Origin of the sequence: Streptomyces niphimycinicus (genome assembly GCF_018883605.1) — a bacterium.
In the GTDB taxonomy this organism is placed as follows: domain Bacteria; phylum Actinomycetota; class Actinomycetes; order Streptomycetales; family Streptomycetaceae; genus Streptomyces; species Streptomyces niphimycinicus.
This window is the reverse complement of sequence record NZ_JAHLEM010000173.1, coordinates 1-17,194: the sequence shown is the minus strand read 5'-3', so window position 1 is coordinate 17,194 and position 17,194 is coordinate 1. Positions and strand designations below refer to the sequence as shown.

Sequence of the window (17,194 nt, the reverse complement as noted above, 5' to 3'; positions counted from 1 at the left end):
CCTGGCCATCCCCCATACACACCCCTACGGCTTAACCCCACTCTCGACCACACGAACCTACTGGCCCTCGACCTTGACCAAACACATAGGGGCACCCCCCCCCACGGCTGCTGGCCGGGTACGCGGGCTCAGGACTTCGACGCGAGGGTCTCGCAGTCGGCCGCCCGGGCCGCCTCCAGGGCGGTCAGCACGCCGGCCGGCGTCGGGGCGATCCTGCGTGCGCCGACGCCGATCCACGCGCCTAGGGTGCGCACGACGGCGGCTTTCTCCCCGCCCTCCTGCGAAAACGTGTGCTCGAAGCGCCATCGTGCTCCGTCCGCGCTCAGGCCGACGATACGGGAGGCCACGGTCACCACTTCGAGCGGGAAAACCTCGCGGAGATAGCGAACCTCTTCGCCGAGCGACACACCGGCGACCCCGGCCTTCAGCAGGTCGCGGGGGTCCACGTCGTCCCAGCGGACCTCGAAAGACCTCGTCAACTCCTCAGACATGCTCATCAGCCTTTCCTCGCCGCGGTCACCGACCAACGTGAATCCTGCCACTTACACGAGCCGCAGCAAGGAGATGGTTCAGATCGGCGGGGTACGGCCGGGATCGGGTGTGAACCGGCGGCAGCCGCCGAGCAGCTCGGCTTCCGACTGCCGTAAGGGGCCGTCGCCGTACGGCGGCTGCCTCACAGGTGTGTCCTGGATGCACACACGTGTGTGTGGAGACGGGTCGTACTCCAGGATCATATGAGGGGGCGGGGGTGTGGGGGTCCGTACACCTCGCGCTCCCGCGGAAAGGCAGAAATCACTGCCTTGACGGGTGATGCAAAAGCTGCCATGATTTCATCACCTCCTCAACTAGTGATATGAGATTCAGTCCTGGTCAGGAGGTCACCGGACCATTCGACCCAGATGGGGAGCACCAGTCATGGCAGTCAGCTACACCGCCGTTGTCGACGTCGACGGAGAGGGCCGGAACGGCGGTCACGTCCACTCCTCCGACGGCCTGCTGGAGACCAGTCTCGCTTACCCGAAGGAGCTCGGCGGCGCCGGCACCGCGACCAACCCTGAGCAACTGCTCGCCGCCGGCTGGGCCGCCTGCTTCCTCGGCGCCCTGCGCAGTGCCGCCACCCAGCGCAAGATCCGGCTGGCCAGCACCACCATCACGGCCGAGATCACCCTCACCCACAGCGACGACGGCGAGTTCTCCCTCTCCGCGGTTCTCAGTCCAGTCCTCGGCGGCGTGGACCAGGCCACCGCCCAGGAACTCGCGAACGCCGCCCACCAGATCTGCCCGTACTCCAAGGCGACGCGTGACAACGTCCCCGTCACGATCAACGCCAGCGCCGCCGCCTGACGCGTCCCTCCCCCGACCGCGGGTCCCGTGGCCCCCCTGCACGGGACCCGCTCCTCCTCAGCCACACCCACACCACGGAGAGCGAGGGCAGGACATGGCATCGATGACGCACACACGTAGGGACCGCCGAGCACCCTCGTTCCACTCTCGGCCCGCTCGTCGCCGCCTGCGGTCGCCCCGGGACGCGGCACACGCCGAGAAGTATCAGTGGCCCGCCGACATGCAGGTGTGGAACTGGGCGGAAAGCGTCGTGCTTTCCGGGTACGGCCCGTCGGTATCCAGCTTCCTCCGACGGTGAATCCGGGCGCGGAGTCGCGGTACCGAAAGAACCGGCCCGGCACAGAACCGTGCCGGGCCGCCCCAGGACACTGACGGGGCGCACCGGTGCCACACGTGGAACGTCAGCGGCGCCACACGTGACGCGTGAGCGCGGTCTCGACGGCGGTGGCCATCGCGCCCTCGCCCGCGACGTTGGGGTGCACCGGCAAGGCCACGGGCTGCAAGCGCGGTTCGCGCGGACCGGACCGGCCGACTCGCCGGAGCGTTGCCGCGCGGAGGAACGCCTGGCCTCGGGCAAGTCCGTACTCGCCGCTCTGACAGCCGTCCTGAGGATCGGGGACGCCTCGCCGGAGGCCGACACGAGCCCTGCCGGGGACGCGGCGGCGACGCTGCCGGCCGCCGTCGGGGATGCGGTGGCACAGTCGGAGGCCGTACGGCTGCGGCGGGACATCGAGGACGCCGCGTTCGACACCGTGTGGCGGGGCCAGGACCACACCCGTGAGCGCCGGCGGCCGAGCCAGGTGGCACGACTGGCGGACGCGGTGCTGCAGGACGAACTCCACGCCGCACCGCCCGAAAGCGCCGCACCGTCCCGCGTGGCGGGCTCGCGTCGCAGGGCACACAGGTGTTTGGCCGGGGACCACCGCCCGCGGGACGAGCGGAGACGTCAGGCGGGCTATACCTTGTTGATCGGGTTGATCGAGCCATTCGTAGGGTTGGGTCGCCCAGGGGTGCTGGGTGTGGCTATCAGGCGGCTGCCGTCTCGTGGCGTACGACGCTTCGCCGCCCGGCATCCCACGACGACTCGGCCGCCGATTAGGAAGTGCGAGCAAGTCGCTGCGTAGAGCAATGCCGGCGAAGTCGTCTGTGGTACGTACAGCACGAACACGCACGTCAGGAGCATGATGAGCCGGATATGGGCGGGGATCGACAGTGGAAAGAGCCACCATCACGGCCTCGCGTTGGACACGGACGGCAAGACGCTGCTGTCGCGGCGGGTGGCCAACGACGAGCCTGAGCTGCTGAAGCTGATCGGTGATGTCCTGGACCTGGCCGATGGCCGCGAGGTCACCTGGGCCATCGACATGACCGGCGGGGAACCCGTGCTGCTGCTGGCCTTGCTGATCAGCCACGGCCAGTCGGTCCTCTACATGCCCGGCCGCCTGGTGAACCGGGCCTCCGACGGCTACCGCGGCGAGGGCAAGACCGATGCCCGCGACGCCTACGTGATCGCCGACCAGGCCAGGATGCGCCGCGACCTGCGGCCCATCCGTCCCGGCGACGAGGCCGCCATCGAGCTGAAGCTGCTGACCGGACGCCGGTCCGACCTGGTCGAGGACCGCACCTGCGTGGTCAACCGCCTGCGCGGCACCCTGCTGAGCATGTTCCCCGCCCTGGAACGGGCCCTGGATGTCACCAACACTGGCCCGCTCAGGCTGCTGACGGGCTACCAGACTTCGGCCGCGACCCGCCGAGTTGGAGTCGCGCGGCTGACGAAGTGGCTGGCCAACCGCAAGGTTCGCAACGCGAGGGCTCTGGCCGAGGTCGCGGTCGAGGCCGCCGAGCGGCAGCACACCGCCGTCCCCGGGGAGAAAACCATCGCGAAGCTGGTCCACACTCTGGCCGAGGAGGTGATAGCCCTCAACGAGCAGGTTTCCGAAATGGACAAGCTCATCGAGGGCCGGTTTCGCGAGCACGAACTCGCCGACATCGTCCTGAGCGTCCCCGGCATCGGCACCGTGCTGGGCGCAGAGTTCCTCGCTGCCGTCGGCGGCGACCTGGACGAGTTCGATTCTCCGGACGCCCTGGCGGCCTTCGCCGGTGTCGCCCCCGCGCCACGTGATTCGGGCAAGGTCAGCGGCAATCTTCACCGGCCGGTCACCTACCACCGAAGGCTCCAGCGCGTCTTCTACACGTCCGCGCTGGTCAGCGTTGGCTGCGACCCGAACTCGCGGAAGTTCTACGACCGCAAACGCGCCGAGGGGAAGAAGCACGTCCAGGCCGTGCTCGCGCTGGCCCGCCGACGCGTCAACGTCCTGTGGGCCCTGATCCGTGACCGACGGTGCTACCAAGTCACACCTCCAGTGACTACGGCCGCTTGACAACAGCATTAGGAAGCGTCGTCGGCAGCGCCCGGCTTCACCAGGGTGTACATGACGGAGCGCTGCCGCTTGTGACGCCGGATGCGTCCCTTGGCGACCAGAGATTCGAGGGTGTTCCGCACCACCTGCGGCGTGGGGTTGCGGTCCGGGTACTTCTTCATGAGCTCGTCCCGCAACTCCTTGGCCAGGCGCGGCTCCTTGTGGTTGCCGAGCAGATCCGCCAAGAGGTCACCGAGCAGAGGACGGCGCGACTTCGCCTTCGCGCCGGTCTTCGCCGTGCCGCCCGCCGCAGCGGTCCTGGCCGACACCGGGCGCCGCGACGCGGCTCCGCCGGAGGCCCGCTCCGCCTTCGCGACGGCGGGCTCTTCCTGCAACTGCTCGGGTAGACGTGACGGGTCCGCGAAGCCCTCGTACCGCTCGGCGAGGTTCAAGATGTCTGTCAGGAGGGCTTCCTCCTGCTTCAGCACCGTGATCCTCTTCGCCAGCTCCTGCTGTCGGCGGCGGTTCTCCTCCAGGTCCGACGCGGCTTGTTCTACGTACCGCGATCGGAGCGTGGCGGCTGACTGGCTGGTCACAACCGTTCACTCCCTCGATATGAATGATGCTGCGCATGGTACCCAGGCCGAGGGCCCTGTGCAGATAAGTGTCGACGCCGACGGCTCGCCGGGCATGTTCGCTCTTCACGATAAGCGCCGATGTGCCTGCATGTGCAGGTCGTGCCGGCTTCTCGGCAACAGCGGCAACAGCGGCAACAGCGGCAACGGCTCATCGGCGTGTGACCTCCACCCGCACGACGTTCCCTTCGAACAGGTTGTTCGGCAGATGTGTCGTCGAATCTCCCGTGGCGGCCCCTTATAGAGCGTTGTGTGTCGACGGACGTGGGTGTCGTCCGCCTGACTGTTCTGGATTTGTCACCGGTCGGCGCGCTCGCGGGCGGCCAGGGCGGCCGTGGTGCACGGGGCCGTGGTCGGCAGGATGATGCTGGCGTCCATGTCCTCGATCATGGCCAGGGAGTCGAGAGTCCGCGCGCGGTCGGTGTGGAACATGCCGGGCAGCAACTGCGGTCCGCTGATCCGCGACGTCGGGTGCGCGCTCACCATGGCATCGCCGGTGATCAGGACGCTGCTGTGAGGCAGGTGGTATGCGCAGTGACCCTTGGTATGTTCCGGGGTGTGCACAGGAACCGGAGCGCCGGGCAGGTCCAGTGCTTCCGGCGCGGGGAAGGCTTGCGGCTCGGGACCGGAACATGGGTGGTGCCCCCGGCGCGCAAGGCGTGCACGGCCCACAGGAGTACACCGGGCCGCCAGGCCTGACCGAGTACCTGTCCGACAGACACCTGGTCAAGGAAGTCGCGGCGGGCGTGCGGCACCTCGTCCCGGTGCATGAGCACGGGTACGCCGTACCCGGCGCGCAGGTGTTCGGCGGCACCGATGTGGTCGTTGTGCGCGTGCGTGACCAGGACTGCGGTCACGGAGCGCGCGTTCAGCCCGACGGTCTCCAGCCAGCACGGCGTCACGGTCGCCGGGGTAGCCGGTGTCGACGAGGGTGCAGCTGTCGCCGTCCTTGATGATCACCCAGTTGGTGTTGCTGCCGGACACGGCATAGACGTTGCTCTCGACGCGGACGATGTCGTCGTCGCGCAGGACCTTCGGCATGGTCGTTCAAAATCCTCTCGTCGCGGTTGGGTCCCGGAGGGGGACCGGCTGCGGGAGGTGTGAATCAGAAACCTACGCGGGCGCGGGGGAGGTGTGTTCAGCGGCGTCACGCCTGCGTCCGCGAGGGTTGTGTGCCGGCCGCCGTCAGGCGGACTCGGCAGCCGAGCCTCCCGGGACGTTCCAGGACCCCCGGGCACCCACAGGCGGCGGGCAGACAGGAGCCGCACACGGCATCCCGCAGCGCCATGACGGCCTCGATCAGCTCCGACGGCAGAGCGGTACGAGAGGAGGCGCACCGGCTACCGAGCCGCTGCCGTTGCCCGCGCACCATGACCGGGGGAGTGTCGTACCCCTCCACCCGCGGCCTCGGCCAGCCCGAGGCCACAGCGGACGCGGGCCACGACAAGGTCACCGTGCGTGTCCCAGCACCGGCGGGGACGGGCCGGATCCGCATCGCCCGGTGTGCTGTCTCGCCGGAACACACGCAGGAAGGGCACGGACGACGCCGGAGACTCCGGGTCCCGCACCGCGGAACCAGGCGACCCCGAGGAAACACGTGTGACTGCCGTGGGACAGTCGAGTAAGAGGTGTGCGTGTTTGGCCGGTCCCAGCAATGTGTGTGACACTGTCCGCTCGGCACGCGATGCACGCTGCGAGCTGCCTGCTGTGCGAATGCGGGGGTTACATCCGGCCTCCGGTCGCCGCACGACAGAGAACCAGGATGGTTCAGAACACTATGGCTACGCCCCTCATGGCTGTGTCCCGTTCCGATCTGCTCCGCACCATCATGAGGGAACACCGGGACGGCCTTGTCTCGTACGCGGAGAAGATGCTGGGTGACCACGGACTCGCCGAGGACATCGTCCAGGAGACCATCATCCGGGCCTGGCGGAACATCGACCATCTGCTCGGAATGGAGGGGTCCGTCCGGGGCTGGCTCTTCGCCGTGACCCGGCATCTGGTCATCGACTGGGTGCGCAAGCCCCACGCACACAGGGAGGTCATCGGAGTCACCAATAACGACCCCGTGTCGGGCGCCGACAGCACCGAGGCGGTGCACGACGCCCTGGTGGCCAAGCCGCTCCTGTACCGGTTGTCCCCCGAACACCGTGCCGTGCTGATGCGCGCCACTCTGGTCCCGCGGTTCAAGAAGACGGTCGGCCGGGGGCCGTACGAGTACCTCACGCAGTGGCGGATCGAACTCGCGGCCGAGCGGCTGCGTCAGGGCCGGGACACCGTCGCCTCCATCGCACTCTCGGTCGGCTACGGCTCGGACAGCGCCCTGAGCACCGCGTTCAAACGCGTCATGGGTACGTCACCTCGCGCGTACCGGCAACACCGTCCGTGGTCCGCGCAGGCGGTGGACGTCTCCTGACACGTATCTCCCCGCGTCCTGGGGACCGTGCGTCGCCGGGCAGGGGCTCAGCGCGCGGTGACGGCGGACGCGGTCTTCTTGCGGGCGCGGTAGGCGGCGGCCTTGATCTTGTTGCCGCAGGACTCCATGCCGCACCAATGGCGCCGCATGCCCCGGGAACGGTCGATGTAGACCCGTGTCACTCCGGGTTGCCGCACTCCTTCAGCAGGGGGACGTCCGGGCCGCTGAGCAGTTCGACGGCCTGCCGGGCGATGGTCGCCAGGGCCTGCCCGGGGGTTGCCTCGGTGTGCCGCCCGGCCATGGTGAGCTGCGGCGTCGCGGGGGTCTTGCGCGCGGTGGTGTTGACCACGGCGAGTGCCTCGCGGTCGAACTCTCCTCACCGAGCCGGCGGTTGGTGACGAGCCGGTAGATGGCCTCGCGCACGGCGGTCGCCTCCCGGACGTCGTCCTCCTCGCAGGGCGTGATCGTGTCCACGAGCCCGGACTCCACGTACCAGGCGTCGAGCCGCTCCGGCGTCACGAACATCTCGAACCGGGTCGAGCGCCGGGCACGAAGGGTGGTGACGAAGTCCAGGGCAGGCTGTCCGCATAGGAAGACATGGTTAAGATTCACATCACCATCTTGGCAGGTGACTCCTGTCGAGGGCAAGGATCATCACCAGTTGGACCGGTGAGTCCTTGGGGGTGGTGTGCTCGCAGTATACGGCACCCTGCGCGGTGAGCGCAGGTCAGGGCCGGGAACGGGCCGTCGCCTCCTCCCGCCGCGTGCGCCCCTGCTCCAGCCGGAGTTCGCGGCCCTGCCACCGCCTCCGTAGCCAGCGGTCGTGGCTCGCGAGGACGACCGCGCCGGGACCGGGGCCGAGCGCGGCCTCCAGCTCGTCGCACAGGGTGGGGGACAGGTGGTTGGTGGGCTCGTCGAGCAGCAGCAGCTGGGGCGGGCGGGCCATCAGCAGGGCCAGCGCGAGCCGCCGACGCTGCCCCACGGACAGATGCCCGACCGGTTTGCCCAGGTCGGCCTCGTGCATCAGACCGAGCGAGGTCAGCGGCACCTGCTCGGCCCGCTCGACACCCAGCGACTGCTCGTATATGCCGCGGACCGTGCGGTCGGGCCGGTCGAACACGGTGTCCTGGCTGAGCAGCCCCACCGTCAGCCGACGCCGCCTGCGCACCTCGCCCTCGGCCGGAAGACGTCCGGCCAGGACGGCGAGCAGCGTCGACTTGCCGGCCCCGTTGCCGCCGGTGACCAGCAGCCGGTCCGTAGCCGTCACCTCCAGACCGCCGAGCGCCAGCCGGCCCGGCACCCGGACGTCCCGCAGGGACACCAGGGGCTGCGGGCCCTCCTGGGCAGGCGCGGCCGGCTCACCGGCCGCGAACCTGAGCGGCCGGGGCGGCTCGGCGACCTGGACGCGCTCCAGCTCGTCCAGCCGCCGGGTGGCGTTGCGCACACGACGGGAGATCTGGTTCTGCACCCGGCCGGCCCGGTGGCCGTAGCCCATCTTCTCGTTGTCGCGCCGTCCCCGGTCGGGCGCGAGGCGGTGCGCACTCACGCCCGCCGAGTGCCGCAACTCCTCCAGTTCCTCCTGCTCCTCGGCGTACCGCCGCTCCCAGCGTTCCCGCTCGGCGCGCTTCTCGCCGAGGTAGGCGCTGTAGGTGCCGCCGTAGCGGACCGGACCGTCCACCGCCGGGTCGAGGTCGATCAGGTCCGTGCAGACGGCGTCCAGGAACGCCCGGTCGTGGCTGGCGACGACCACGGCCCCGGGCAGTCTGCGGACCTGCTCTTCCAGGAATGCGGCGGCACCGTCGTCGAGGTGGTTGGTCGGCTCGTCCAGCAGCAGCGCCGACGGCCTGCGCACGAGCAGCGCGGCCAGGGCCAGCCGGCCGCGCTGCCCGCCGGACAGCGAGCCGAGCGTGCGGTCGTGCCCGAGCGTGCCGAGGCCCAGACCCTCCAGCACTCCGGCCGCGCGGCGGTCGGCGTCCCAGGACTCCCGGTCCTGTGCCTGCTCCAGCCGCCTGCCGTAGGCGTCGAGGAGTTCCGCATGGCCCGGGTCCCCCTCCGGGACCCGGGCCAACTCCTCGCCGAGCCGCTGAAGTTCCGCGAGGACCTCGCGGGCCTCGCGTAGCGCCTCGTCGAGCACCGCGGCGATGGTGGAGTCGGCGTCGAAGGGCATCTCCTGGTGCAGGAAGCCGAGGTCGCCGGGGCGTGTGACGCTTCCGGCGTCGGGTTCGTCCACGCCGGCCAGCACCCGCAGCAGGGTGGACTTGCCGACGCCGTTCTCCCCGATCAGGCCGATGCGGTGGCCGGGGGAGGCGGTCAGACAGACACCGTCGAGGACATGGCGGCCGCCCAGGACGCGGACGAGGTCATGGGCGAGCAGAGCGGGCTGGGGCACGGGGATCCGTCCAACGTGATCGGTGGTCGGCCCGCCGGGCGCACGGCCTCGGACGGGCTATGTCACACGCTGGCGGCTCACACCGCGGGTGCCCCCGTCTCCTTGAGCGCTCCGTCGGCCAGCCGCAGCCAGCGGTTCACTCCGATCTCGGAGAGAAACCGCTCGTCGTGGCTGACCACCATGAAGGCGCCCTGGTAAGAATTGAGCGCGCTCTCCAGCTGGCCCGCACTGACCAGGTCGAGGTTGTTGGTGGGCTCGTCGAGCAGCAGCAGATGGGGAGCCGGTTCGGCGCACAGCACGCAGGCCAGGGTGGCGCGCAGCCGTTCGCCGCCGGACAGGACACCGGCCGGCAGGTGTGCCCGGGCGCCCCGGAAGAGGAAGCGGGCGAGCAGGTTCATTCGCTCCGTCTCGGGCCGCTCGGGGGCGAACGCGGCGAAGTTCTCCGCCACGGTGCGGTCCAGATCCAGTAGGTCCAGGCGCTGCGAGAGGTAGGCGATCCGGCCGTCGTTGCGCTTGATGTCCCCGCTGTCCGGAGCGAGGTCGCCGGTGACCAGCCGCAGCAGGGTGGTCTTGCCGGCGCCGTTGGGCCCGGCCAGCGCGATGCGCTCGGGGCCGCGGACGGTCAGGTCGACCCCCCCTTCGGCGAACACGGGCCGGTCGCCGTGGTGGACCTGCATCCCCTCGGCGATGAAGAGGTTGCGCCCGGCCGGTACCTGGGTGTCGGGCAGCTCCAGGGTAAGACGCTGCTCCTCGCGCAGCGCGCGTCCGGCCTCGTCGAGGCGGGCCTTGGCGTCGCTGACTCGGGCCGCGTGCATCTGCCCGGCCCGGCCCGCAGACTCCTGCGCGCCGCGCTTCATGTTGCCGGCGAAGATACGGGGCAGGCCGGCGTTCTTGAGGTTGCGGGCGGCGTTGCTTGCGCGGCGCTCGGCGCGTTCGCGGGCCTGCTGCATCTCCCGCTTCTCCCGCTTCAGCTCCTGTTCGGCGTTGCGGACGTTCTTCTCGGCGACCTCCTGCTCGGCGCGTACGGCCTCCTCGTACTCGGTGAAGTTGCCGCCATAGAAGCGCAGTTCGTCGCTGCCGAGTTCGGCGATGCGTTCCATGCGGTCGAGCAGGGCACGGTCGTGGCTGACCAGCAGCAGGCAGCCGGTGAAGTCCGCGAGCACGTCGTAGAGCTTGTGCCGCGCGTGAAGGTCGAGATTGTTGGTGGGCTCGTCGAGCAGCAGCACGTCCGGGCGCTTGAGCAACTGGGCGGCGAGGCCCAGCGAGACGACCTGGCCGCCGCTGAGCGTGCTCAGGCTGCGGTCCAGGGTGAGGTCGGCGAGGCCCAGGCGGTCGAGTTGGGCGCGGGTGCGCTCCTCGATGTCCCAGTCGTCACCGATGGTGGTGAAGTGCTCCTCGCTCACGTCGCCGGACTCGACGGCGTCCAGGGCGCGGATCACGCCGGCGATGCCGAGCACCTCGGCGACGGTGAGGTCGCCGGTCAGGGGCAGGCTCTGTGGGAGGTGGCCCAGCGTCCCGCTGACCGACACCGAACCGGTGGCGGGTTTCAGTTCACCGGCGACCAGCTTGAGCAGGGTGCTCTTACCGGAGCCGTTGGGGGCGACCAGGCCGGTACGGCTGGCGGCCACGGCGAAGGACAGGTCGTGGAAGACGGGGGTGTCGTCGGGCCAGGCGAAGGACAGGTTCGAGCAGACGATGGCGACGTCGGACATGGGGGTGACCTTGGACGAATTGCGGGCAGCGAAGATATCTCTGCCCTGGGCAGACGTGAGGGAAAGGGGTACGACAAGACAGACCACCTCGGCGGCGCTCCTCAGCGCGTCCGGTGGCCGTCAGATCCGGAGCTCATCCGGAGATGTCGTCTTCACCCACCATGTCTGCGACTCCTTGATACATGATCTACGTCGCTCACAGCGTAACAGCTCCCGCGGCCCTGCTGGGCCGAGGCGGCCCCGGTCCGCCGACGGCGCGGGGGTGCGTCCGGTCACATGTGTGTGCGCCGGCGCGTGTCGGGCCGGGTGCGAGGTGCCCCGCCGCTCGCGTCTCGTTGTTGACAGTCCGAGGGCTGCATGAAGCATCGTCACCGCCTGAACTGGGACGGATGTCGTGATGACTCGACCGCGTTCACACGTGTGAGCCCGCCCGGCCGGTGCCGCCCCGTGCGGCGCATAGCGCCGGGACCATCGCCACCCCGAAGGAGCAATGGACCATGGCAGAAAAGCCGAAGCGGAGTGCCGAGGGCACACCGGTGGCACGACGGGCGATGCGGGGCATGCTCGGCGCGGGCGCCGCCGGGCTCGCCGCCGCGCCCTATCTGCAGCGCGGCTGGGAGGGATTCCTCGGCGCCGCCTCCCAGGTCGACGCCACGGGCCTGACCGGACTGCTGCCCAACCCGGGCGGCTTCCGGTACTTCAGCGTCGTCGGCTCGGTGCCGCACAAGAACGAGACGAACTACGCGCTGCGGGTCGGCGGACTGGTGGACAAGCCAAAGACCTACACGCTCGAGGAACTGCGCGCCATGCCGCAGACCCGGATCGTGCGCGACATGCTGTGCACGGACGGATGGCGGGTGGACAAGACACCCTTCGAAGGGGTTGAAACTCGCGGACATCCTCGACGCCGCCGGAGTGCGTTCCCCGGGCGCGGCGGTCCGCTTCACCTGCTTCGACGGCGCCTACAGCGAGAGCCTCAGCCTGGCACAGGCCCGCCGCTCCGACGTCCTGGTGGCGCTGAACATGCAGGACAAGCCCATCCCCCACGAGCACGGCGGACCGGTCCGCCTCTACGTGGCCCCCATGTACTTCTACAAGTCGGCCAAGTGGCTGTTCGGCATCTCGGTCACCGACACGGTCGTTCCCGGCTACTGGGAGGAGCGCGGATATGCGATCGACGGCTGGCTCGACGGCGCCGACCGGCACGGCGACGGGTCCTGACCCCGCCGGGGGCATCCGCCGGTTCGGCACCGCCCAGCGCATGGTTCACCGGGCCACCGGCTGGCTGATGCTGCTGTGCCTGGTCTCGGCCGCTTGCCTCCACCTCGGGCCGCTCGCTCAGCTCGTCGGGCGGCGGTACCTGGTGGCCACCGTGCACAAGTGGTCGGGCATCTGCCTGCCGCTGCCCTTCCTGCTGGGGCTCCTGACCGCCGATTTCCGCGCGGACCTGCGCCGACTGAACCGCTTCGCGGCGTACGACCGGCAGTGGCCGCAAGCCGCGCGCAGGCGCCGTACGCCCGGCCGGCAAGTTCAACGCGGGCCAGAAGCTCTACGCGGGCTGGATCGCCGGCGCCGTCCTCGTGATGATGTTCACCGGTCTGCTGATGTGGCTCATGGGACTGGCGCCCTTTATCTCCCGCACCAGCGCGATCTTCATCCACGATCTGCTCGCCTGGACGATCACCTTCGTCCTGTTCGGACACATGCGCACGGCGTTCGAGGACCCCGAGGCGCGGCTGGGCATGCGCACCGGATACGTCAGCCAGTCCTGGGCCGAGCGGTACCACTCCGAGTGGCTGCGGGAGGAGCACGAGGGCAACGTTTCCGAGCAACCGGACAAAGTGTGATCGGGATTTCTCCGTGGATACCCCGGTCTTCAGGTTGGGGAGGAAACGGACTCCTGCGGAGCAGGGCAGGGAAATTCGAATCGCCGTCAGGGCGACGCGGCGTCCACGGGCTACTGGTCGACACCCTTGACTCACAGGGGAACTGATTGACCGTCAAGTGTGATGCAGCAGGTCAAGCGGGCGTTCAAGTAGTCGGGTAGCCGGGGCGCATCGCTGCGCCCCGGCTACCCGACTCGTGATCGAGGACCTGACCGTCCGTAACCTGCTGAAGAACGGCAAGCTCGCGCGTGCCATCTCGGATGCGGCATGGACGGACCTGCGCCGGGCGGTCTCTGACGTGACGGTTGAGGGTCTCGTGGTGCCGGGCGAGCCCGGACGGTAGGACGCGTCAAAGGGGCATGCGCGGTGCGCATGCCCCTTTGACGCCGGAGAAGAGAAGGTCGGCGACGAGCAGCAGGAGGAAACCGGTCGCGGCGGCGGCGACGAACAGTTGCTCATGGAGGCAATACGTGGCAGAAGGCGAACCGTCCCCACTCGCCTCAGCTCCGGTCCTCGGCCTGGAACATCCAGCTCTGCTTCTCCAGGTCGCCGGCCAGGCTGATCAGCAGGTCTTGCGTCACCGCATCGGCCGGGCCGGTGCTCTCGATGCGCTCCCGTACCCCTTCGATGACCGCGGAGAACGTCTGTACCAACGCATCGACCACATCGACGTCCTCCGTCCAGCCCTGTCGATGACCGTCATGGGTATGCGGTTCCCTTCCGGATCGTCACCAGTGTCCTCATTGTCGAAACCGTCGGCGCCTTTCGTATCAGTCATTTGACTGCCGCCCGGCGACATGGATGACGGAGATATCCGGTTCGCGCAACCGAGGCCGGGCCGCCGGCACGTTCCCCCGGCGGTTTGCCTCGCCCCTCGAACCGGAGCGACCGCTTGCACGCAGGCGCCCGGGTGAGCCTTCCAGAGCCCCCACCCGGCACGGGGTTCAGGCCGAGGAGCGGACGGCGAGAATCCACCGGTTGGCGGCCAGCGCGTCGTCCGGCACGGGTCGCAGAGCGTCGTCATGGCGCCCCGGGACGTCGAACGGGGTGTGCACGGCCGTGCTCCAGCCCCGGGCGGTCAGGTCGGCGACGGTGTCCGGACGGGGCTCCGTACTGAACAGGGCGAGCAGGTCAATCCCGAGCCGCTCCCGCACCGCCGCGTAGACGGGATAGTCGCGCTGCCCGGCCGGGTTCACCCCGTACTTGACCTCGCAGCCGAGCACGCTGCCCCGACTGCTGTGCGCGTTGATAGTCGCGAGCAACTCCCACTCCGCGACCGGCGGCAGATACGGCACCAGTCCCTCGGCGAGCCACGCCGTCGGGCGCGTCGGATCGAAGCCGGCCGCGGTCAGTGCACCGGTCCAGTCCCGGCGCAGGTCGGCGGCGAGGGCGACGTGTCCAGCCCGCGGCACGGCGCCCAGCGTGTCCAGGACGGACTGCTTGAAGGCGAGCACCTCCTCTTGGTCGATCTCGAAGACGGTGCTGCCGTCCGGCCACGGCAACCGGTAGGCGCGGGTGTCCAGACCGGCGCCCAGCACGACCACCTGACGGCAGCCGCCGGCCGCGGCGCTGAGCAGGAAGTCGTCGAAGACGCGGGTGCGCAGGCCGAAGAAGCGGGCCAGCCTGCCCCACAGCGGATCGGCGTCGCCGTCGGGCACCTCCTCGAAGCGGCGCGGCCAGTCGGCGCAGCCGGACGCGGCGCGGACGAAGTGCTCCGCGTACGCGTCCCGCGCCGGCGCGTCCGGCCGCGACGTCTCGATCGCCCGCGCCGCGGCGACCAGGAGGGCGGTGCGTCCCACACCCGCGACACGGGTGCTGCTCTCTGGGGCTGTGTCGGCCATGTCTCTCCCTGCGTGGCGAACGCCCTGCGCGCAGGGCTGTGTGTCGGGCGCGGTGGACGCCGTCGGCCAGGCCGCCGCGCCGCCGCTCGTAAGACGAGGTCGCTCACCCCGGCGGAGCCCCGCCTCAGGCATTCTCCTCCGGCAGACCGATGGTCCGAGCGATCTCCCGGACCCGCTCCGACCAGGGCACGGGCGTCAGGGTGGTGCAGTCGAGGCGGACGACGCTGCGGGTGCCGTGCGCGTACGTCGTCTCCCCGTCGGCCGAGCACACTCGGTAGCCTGCGGTGGCGGACGTGGTGCCCAGGCGCTTCATCCACAGGTGCACGGCGAACTCGCCGACCCCCGACACGGGGAGCTCGTAGGTGATGTTGAACGTCTTGGCGACGTTGAAGCCGTCCCCTTCGATACCACTCTCGCCGCCGATGCCTCTGGCCCGCCAGAACTCTCCCCACGCCCGCTCGACCAGCACCTGGTACCGGCCGTTGTGCAGCAGGCCCATCGAGTCCAGTTCGTCGAAGTGAACGGCCACCGGCACCAGGACGCCGACATCGGGGCCCGCGGTGTCGACGGAGGGAATGATGCCGGCCATCGTTATTCTCCTTGAGTCAGGCATGTGTCTTCTGGACAAGACCTGCCGCGCCGAGTGTGAACACCTATGAAAACACGTGTTTTGAGGATAACAGGGAGTGTGAACGCCACACACAGCCCCTGCTCCCATCCATCGCGGCATCCAGCACGTCATCGCCTGGTCGCTATGGCGCAGAAGAAGCCAGGCCCGAGCCCGCATCAGTCACTACAGACGCAGAGGACGCCACGAAGTGTCGTTGCAGTCCTAGTACTCCAGTCGCAGTTCGCTATCGCTGCTGGTCAGAGCCCTGTTTTGGAGTGTACTTGACTGGTGCCCCGTCAGGTGGCGGGAGTTCGTGACCTCGGGTGCGGCGGTGGTAGTGGCAGCGGCGGGCGGTGGCCTGGTGACGGCGGCGCCAGCGGGACCAGTTCAGTGCGTGGCCGGTGTGCCGCAGGTGCGTCGGTGTGGGGCGGCCAGTTGCCAGGAGTCGCCGGATTTCCGCCACGGTGAGCGGTGCGAGGGCGTCGGAACCGTTTCTGCCGCCCCCCTTTTGGTCCCCGCGGCGGCGGCCATGGCGGCGAGGAAAGCGTGGGCGAGCATGGCCAGGGTGATGTGCCGGTACCAGCCCGGATACCGGCGGACCTCGTATTGATCCAGGCCGCACTCGTTCTTCGCGGCCTGGAATGCCTCCTCGATCGCCCAGCGCGTCCCGGCGATCCGCACCAGTTCGGCGACGGGAGTGGCGGCCGGCGCGTAGGCGAGGTGGTAGGCGATCTCGTCCGGGCGGGCAAGGCTGCGGCGGGCCAGCACCCAGCGGTCGTGGGTGGGCTGGTCACCGTCGAAGTCGTCGATGGCGGGCAGCCGCGCTGCGGCCCGGTCGTAGACGCGTGGCCCCTTCGCGCCGGCCCCGCAGGAGTGGCGTTCCCACGCGTCGGCGGGAGCCTGGGCGATGGCGAAGTCGATGCGGCCGACGGCGTGGACATGCTGGGACTTCGGCACGGCCAGGACGTAGCCGACGCCGAATTCCTCCAGCATGCGGCGCAGCCGCCACTCCTGGCCGTAGGCCGAGTCGGCGGTCACCCAGGCGATCGGCAGCGGCGAGGCCAGTGCCCGCATGATGATCGCCTTCGCAAGGTCGCCCTTGGTGGCGAACGCGCGCTCGTCGGGGATTTTCGCCTGGGCGCAGCGGTGTGGATCGCAGGTCCAGGACTTCGGCAGGTACAGTTCCCGGTCCACCAGCGCCCGGCCTCTGACGGTGGCGTAGGCGGCGAAGACGCCGATCTGGCAGTTCTCCGTGCGACCGGCGGTGCCGGAGTACTGCCGCTGCACCCCGGCCGAGACCGTGCCCTTCTTGATGAACCCGGTGTCGTCGATGATCAGCACACCAGCCGGGTCCCCGAGTCTCTCGGCGACGTATTCCTGCAGGTCATCGCGGATCTCGTCGGGCTCCCAGCAGGCACGGCTCAGCAGGTGCTGCAGTCCGGCGGGAGTGCGGTGACCGGCATGCTCGGCCAGATGCCAGCTGTTCTTGCGGCCCACCGGCCCGAGCAGGCCGTGCGCATAGGCCCGCATTCGCCGCCGCAGATCCACCCGCCCGAACCGGTGACCGATCCGCACCAGCAACTCTTCCAGTTCCGCCGACCAGACATCGGGCCGCACATCATCTTGCAGGACAAGCACAACGGCCCGCCGCACCCGAGGTCACGAACTTCCGCCACCTGGCGGGGCATCAGTCAAGTACACTCCAAAACAGGGCTCTGACCAGCAGCGATAGCGAACTGCGACTGGAGTACTAGGGTGTGGAAGGGAGCACGATGATGTCCGACGCGAACGTCCGTATCCCCGAAGAGGCCCGAAACCGGCTCGCCGCCATAGCGGCGGCTGAGGGTATGTCGGGTCTTCGAAGTTGAGCGGTGTGTGGCCTTGAGTGGGCTGATCGGCTGTCACGTTGTGTGAGATCCCGGGGTGTTGGGTGGCCCCGACAGCAGGATGCCCGTGGGTGATCATTTCTGTTCTCTACGCAGAACGATCACCGGAAACCAC

11 protein-coding genes and 6 pseudogenes are annotated in these 17,194 nt (G+C 69.4%); 7 read left to right on the top strand and 10 right to left on the bottom strand.

From position 1 onward, the window contains the following. Nucleotides 1–128: 128 nt before the first annotated feature. Nucleotides 129–527: an acyl-CoA thioesterase gene (locus KN815_RS17110; RefSeq protein ID WP_216342793.1), complete on the bottom strand. Its 399-nt coding sequence runs from the start codon at nucleotides 525–527 to the stop codon at nucleotides 129–131. Nucleotides 528–915: 388 nt separating this feature from the next. Here KN815_RS17110 and KN815_RS17105 point away from each other — a divergent pair, with 388 nt between their 5' ends. Further along, nucleotides 916–1,344 carry an organic hydroperoxide resistance protein gene (locus tag KN815_RS17105; protein WP_216342792.1) on the top strand — a complete coding sequence of 143 codons (429 nt, stop codon included), beginning with the start codon at nucleotides 916–918 and terminating at the stop codon, nucleotides 1,342–1,344. Between the two features lie 1,184 nt (nucleotides 1,345–2,528). Then, nucleotides 2,529–3,725 (top strand): IS110 family RNA-guided transposase, encoded by a 1,197-nt coding sequence (locus KN815_RS17100; protein ID WP_372458380.1) that lies wholly within the window; start codon nucleotides 2,529–2,531, stop codon nucleotides 3,723–3,725. A gap of 8 nt (nucleotides 3,726–3,733) precedes the next feature. On the opposite strand, the gene KN815_RS17095 is transcribed toward KN815_RS17100, so the two are convergent. Together KN815_RS17095 and KN815_RS17090 are read right to left on the bottom strand one after the other, a co-directional pair. Then, the gene (locus tag KN815_RS17095) at nucleotides 3,734–4,300 is read right to left on the bottom strand and encodes a hypothetical protein (protein WP_216342790.1); all 567 of its coding nucleotides are present in this window, start codon (nucleotides 4,298–4,300) and stop codon (nucleotides 3,734–3,736) included. 277 nt (nucleotides 4,301–4,577) lie between these two features. Beyond that, nucleotides 4,578–5,380, bottom strand: a pseudogene (locus tag KN815_RS17090) (MBL fold metallo-hydrolase). A gap of 613 nt (nucleotides 5,381–5,993) precedes the next feature. On the opposite strand from KN815_RS17090, the pseudogene KN815_RS52570 reads away from it, so the two are divergent. Together KN815_RS52570 and KN815_RS52565 are read left to right on the top strand one after the other, a co-directional pair. Beyond that, nucleotides 5,994–6,350 (top strand): annotated as a pseudogene (locus KN815_RS52570) (sigma factor); the annotation flags it as partial. Between the two features lie 141 nt (nucleotides 6,351–6,491). Continuing rightward, nucleotides 6,492–6,755, top strand: a pseudogene (locus tag KN815_RS52565) (helix-turn-helix transcriptional regulator); the annotation flags it as partial. Nucleotides 6,756–6,802: 47 nt separating this feature from the next. On the opposite strand, the pseudogene KN815_RS17080 reads toward KN815_RS52565, so the two are convergent. From KN815_RS17080 to abc-f, 3 genes and pseudogenes are all read right to left on the bottom strand, one after another. After that, nucleotides 6,803–7,367, bottom strand: a pseudogene (locus KN815_RS17080) (CGNR zinc finger domain-containing protein). A gap of 115 nt (nucleotides 7,368–7,482) precedes the next feature. After that, the gene (locus KN815_RS17075; RefSeq protein WP_216342788.1) at nucleotides 7,483–9,144 is read right to left on the bottom strand and encodes an ABC-F family ATP-binding cassette domain-containing protein; all 1,662 of its coding nucleotides are present in this window, start codon (nucleotides 9,142–9,144) and stop codon (nucleotides 7,483–7,485) included. A 77-nt stretch (nucleotides 9,145–9,221) separates the two neighbouring features. Continuing rightward, nucleotides 9,222–10,856, bottom strand: coding sequence for a ribosomal protection-like ABC-F family protein (abc-f, locus tag KN815_RS17070; protein WP_216342787.1), 1,635 nt, complete (start codon nucleotides 10,854–10,856; stop codon nucleotides 9,222–9,224). A gap of 551 nt (nucleotides 10,857–11,407) precedes the next feature. On the opposite strand from abc-f, the pseudogene KN815_RS17065 reads away from it, so the two are divergent. From KN815_RS17065 to KN815_RS17055, 3 genes and pseudogenes are all read left to right on the top strand, one after another. Continuing rightward, a pseudogene (locus KN815_RS17065) lies at nucleotides 11,408–12,077 on the top strand (molybdopterin-dependent oxidoreductase). Further along, nucleotides 12,025–12,703, top strand: a pseudogene (locus KN815_RS17060) (cytochrome b/b6 domain-containing protein). Before KN815_RS17065 ends, KN815_RS17060 begins: the two co-directional pseudogenes overlap by 53 nt. 235 nt (nucleotides 12,704–12,938) lie before the next feature. Then, nucleotides 12,939–13,085, top strand: a complete 147-nt coding sequence (locus KN815_RS17055; RefSeq protein ID WP_216342808.1) for a hypothetical protein — start codon at nucleotides 12,939–12,941, stop codon at nucleotides 13,083–13,085. Nucleotides 13,086–13,242: 157 nt separating this feature from the next. Here the strand turns inward: KN815_RS17055 and KN815_RS17050 are convergent, their stop codons facing one another. From KN815_RS17050 to KN815_RS17035, 4 genes are all read right to left on the bottom strand, one after another. Next, complete coding sequence (locus tag KN815_RS17050) at nucleotides 13,243–13,407, bottom strand: ferritin family protein (RefSeq protein ID WP_253209031.1); 165 nt, start codon at nucleotides 13,405–13,407, stop codon at nucleotides 13,243–13,245. Nucleotides 13,408–13,686: 279 nt separating this feature from the next. Beyond that, the gene (locus KN815_RS17045) at nucleotides 13,687–14,583 is read right to left on the bottom strand and encodes a class I SAM-dependent methyltransferase (RefSeq protein ID WP_216342786.1); all 897 of its coding nucleotides are present in this window, start codon (nucleotides 14,581–14,583) and stop codon (nucleotides 13,687–13,689) included. A 124-nt stretch (nucleotides 14,584–14,707) separates the two neighbouring features. After that, nucleotides 14,708–15,172: an acyl-CoA thioesterase gene (locus tag KN815_RS17040; RefSeq protein ID WP_216342785.1), complete on the bottom strand. Its 465-nt coding sequence runs from the start codon at nucleotides 15,170–15,172 to the stop codon at nucleotides 14,708–14,710. A 408-nt stretch (nucleotides 15,173–15,580) separates the two neighbouring features. Beyond that, nucleotides 15,581–16,810: an IS701 family transposase gene (locus tag KN815_RS17035; protein ID WP_216342807.1), complete on the bottom strand. Its 1,230-nt coding sequence runs from the start codon at nucleotides 16,808–16,810 to the stop codon at nucleotides 15,581–15,583. Between the last annotated feature and the right edge of the window lie 384 nt (nucleotides 16,811–17,194).

Excerpts from the sequence above, each read along its gene's own strand:
- KN815_RS17040 (WP_216342785.1), bottom strand. The coding sequence starts at position 15,172 with ATGGCCGGCATCATTCCCTCCGTCGACACCGCGGGCCCCGATGTCGGC.
- KN815_RS17045 (WP_216342786.1), bottom strand. The coding sequence starts at position 14,583 with ATGGCCGACACAGCCCCAGAGAGCAGCACCCGTGTCGCGGGTGTGGGA.
- abc-f (WP_216342787.1), bottom strand. The coding sequence starts at position 10,856 with ATGTCCGACGTCGCCATCGTCTGCTCGAACCTGTCCTTCGCCTGGCCC.
- KN815_RS17100 (WP_372458380.1), top strand. The coding sequence starts at position 2,529 with ATGAGCCGGATATGGGCGGGGATCGACAGTGGAAAGAGCCACCATCAC.
- KN815_RS17105 (WP_216342792.1), top strand. The coding sequence starts at position 916 with ATGGCAGTCAGCTACACCGCCGTTGTCGACGTCGACGGAGAGGGCCGG.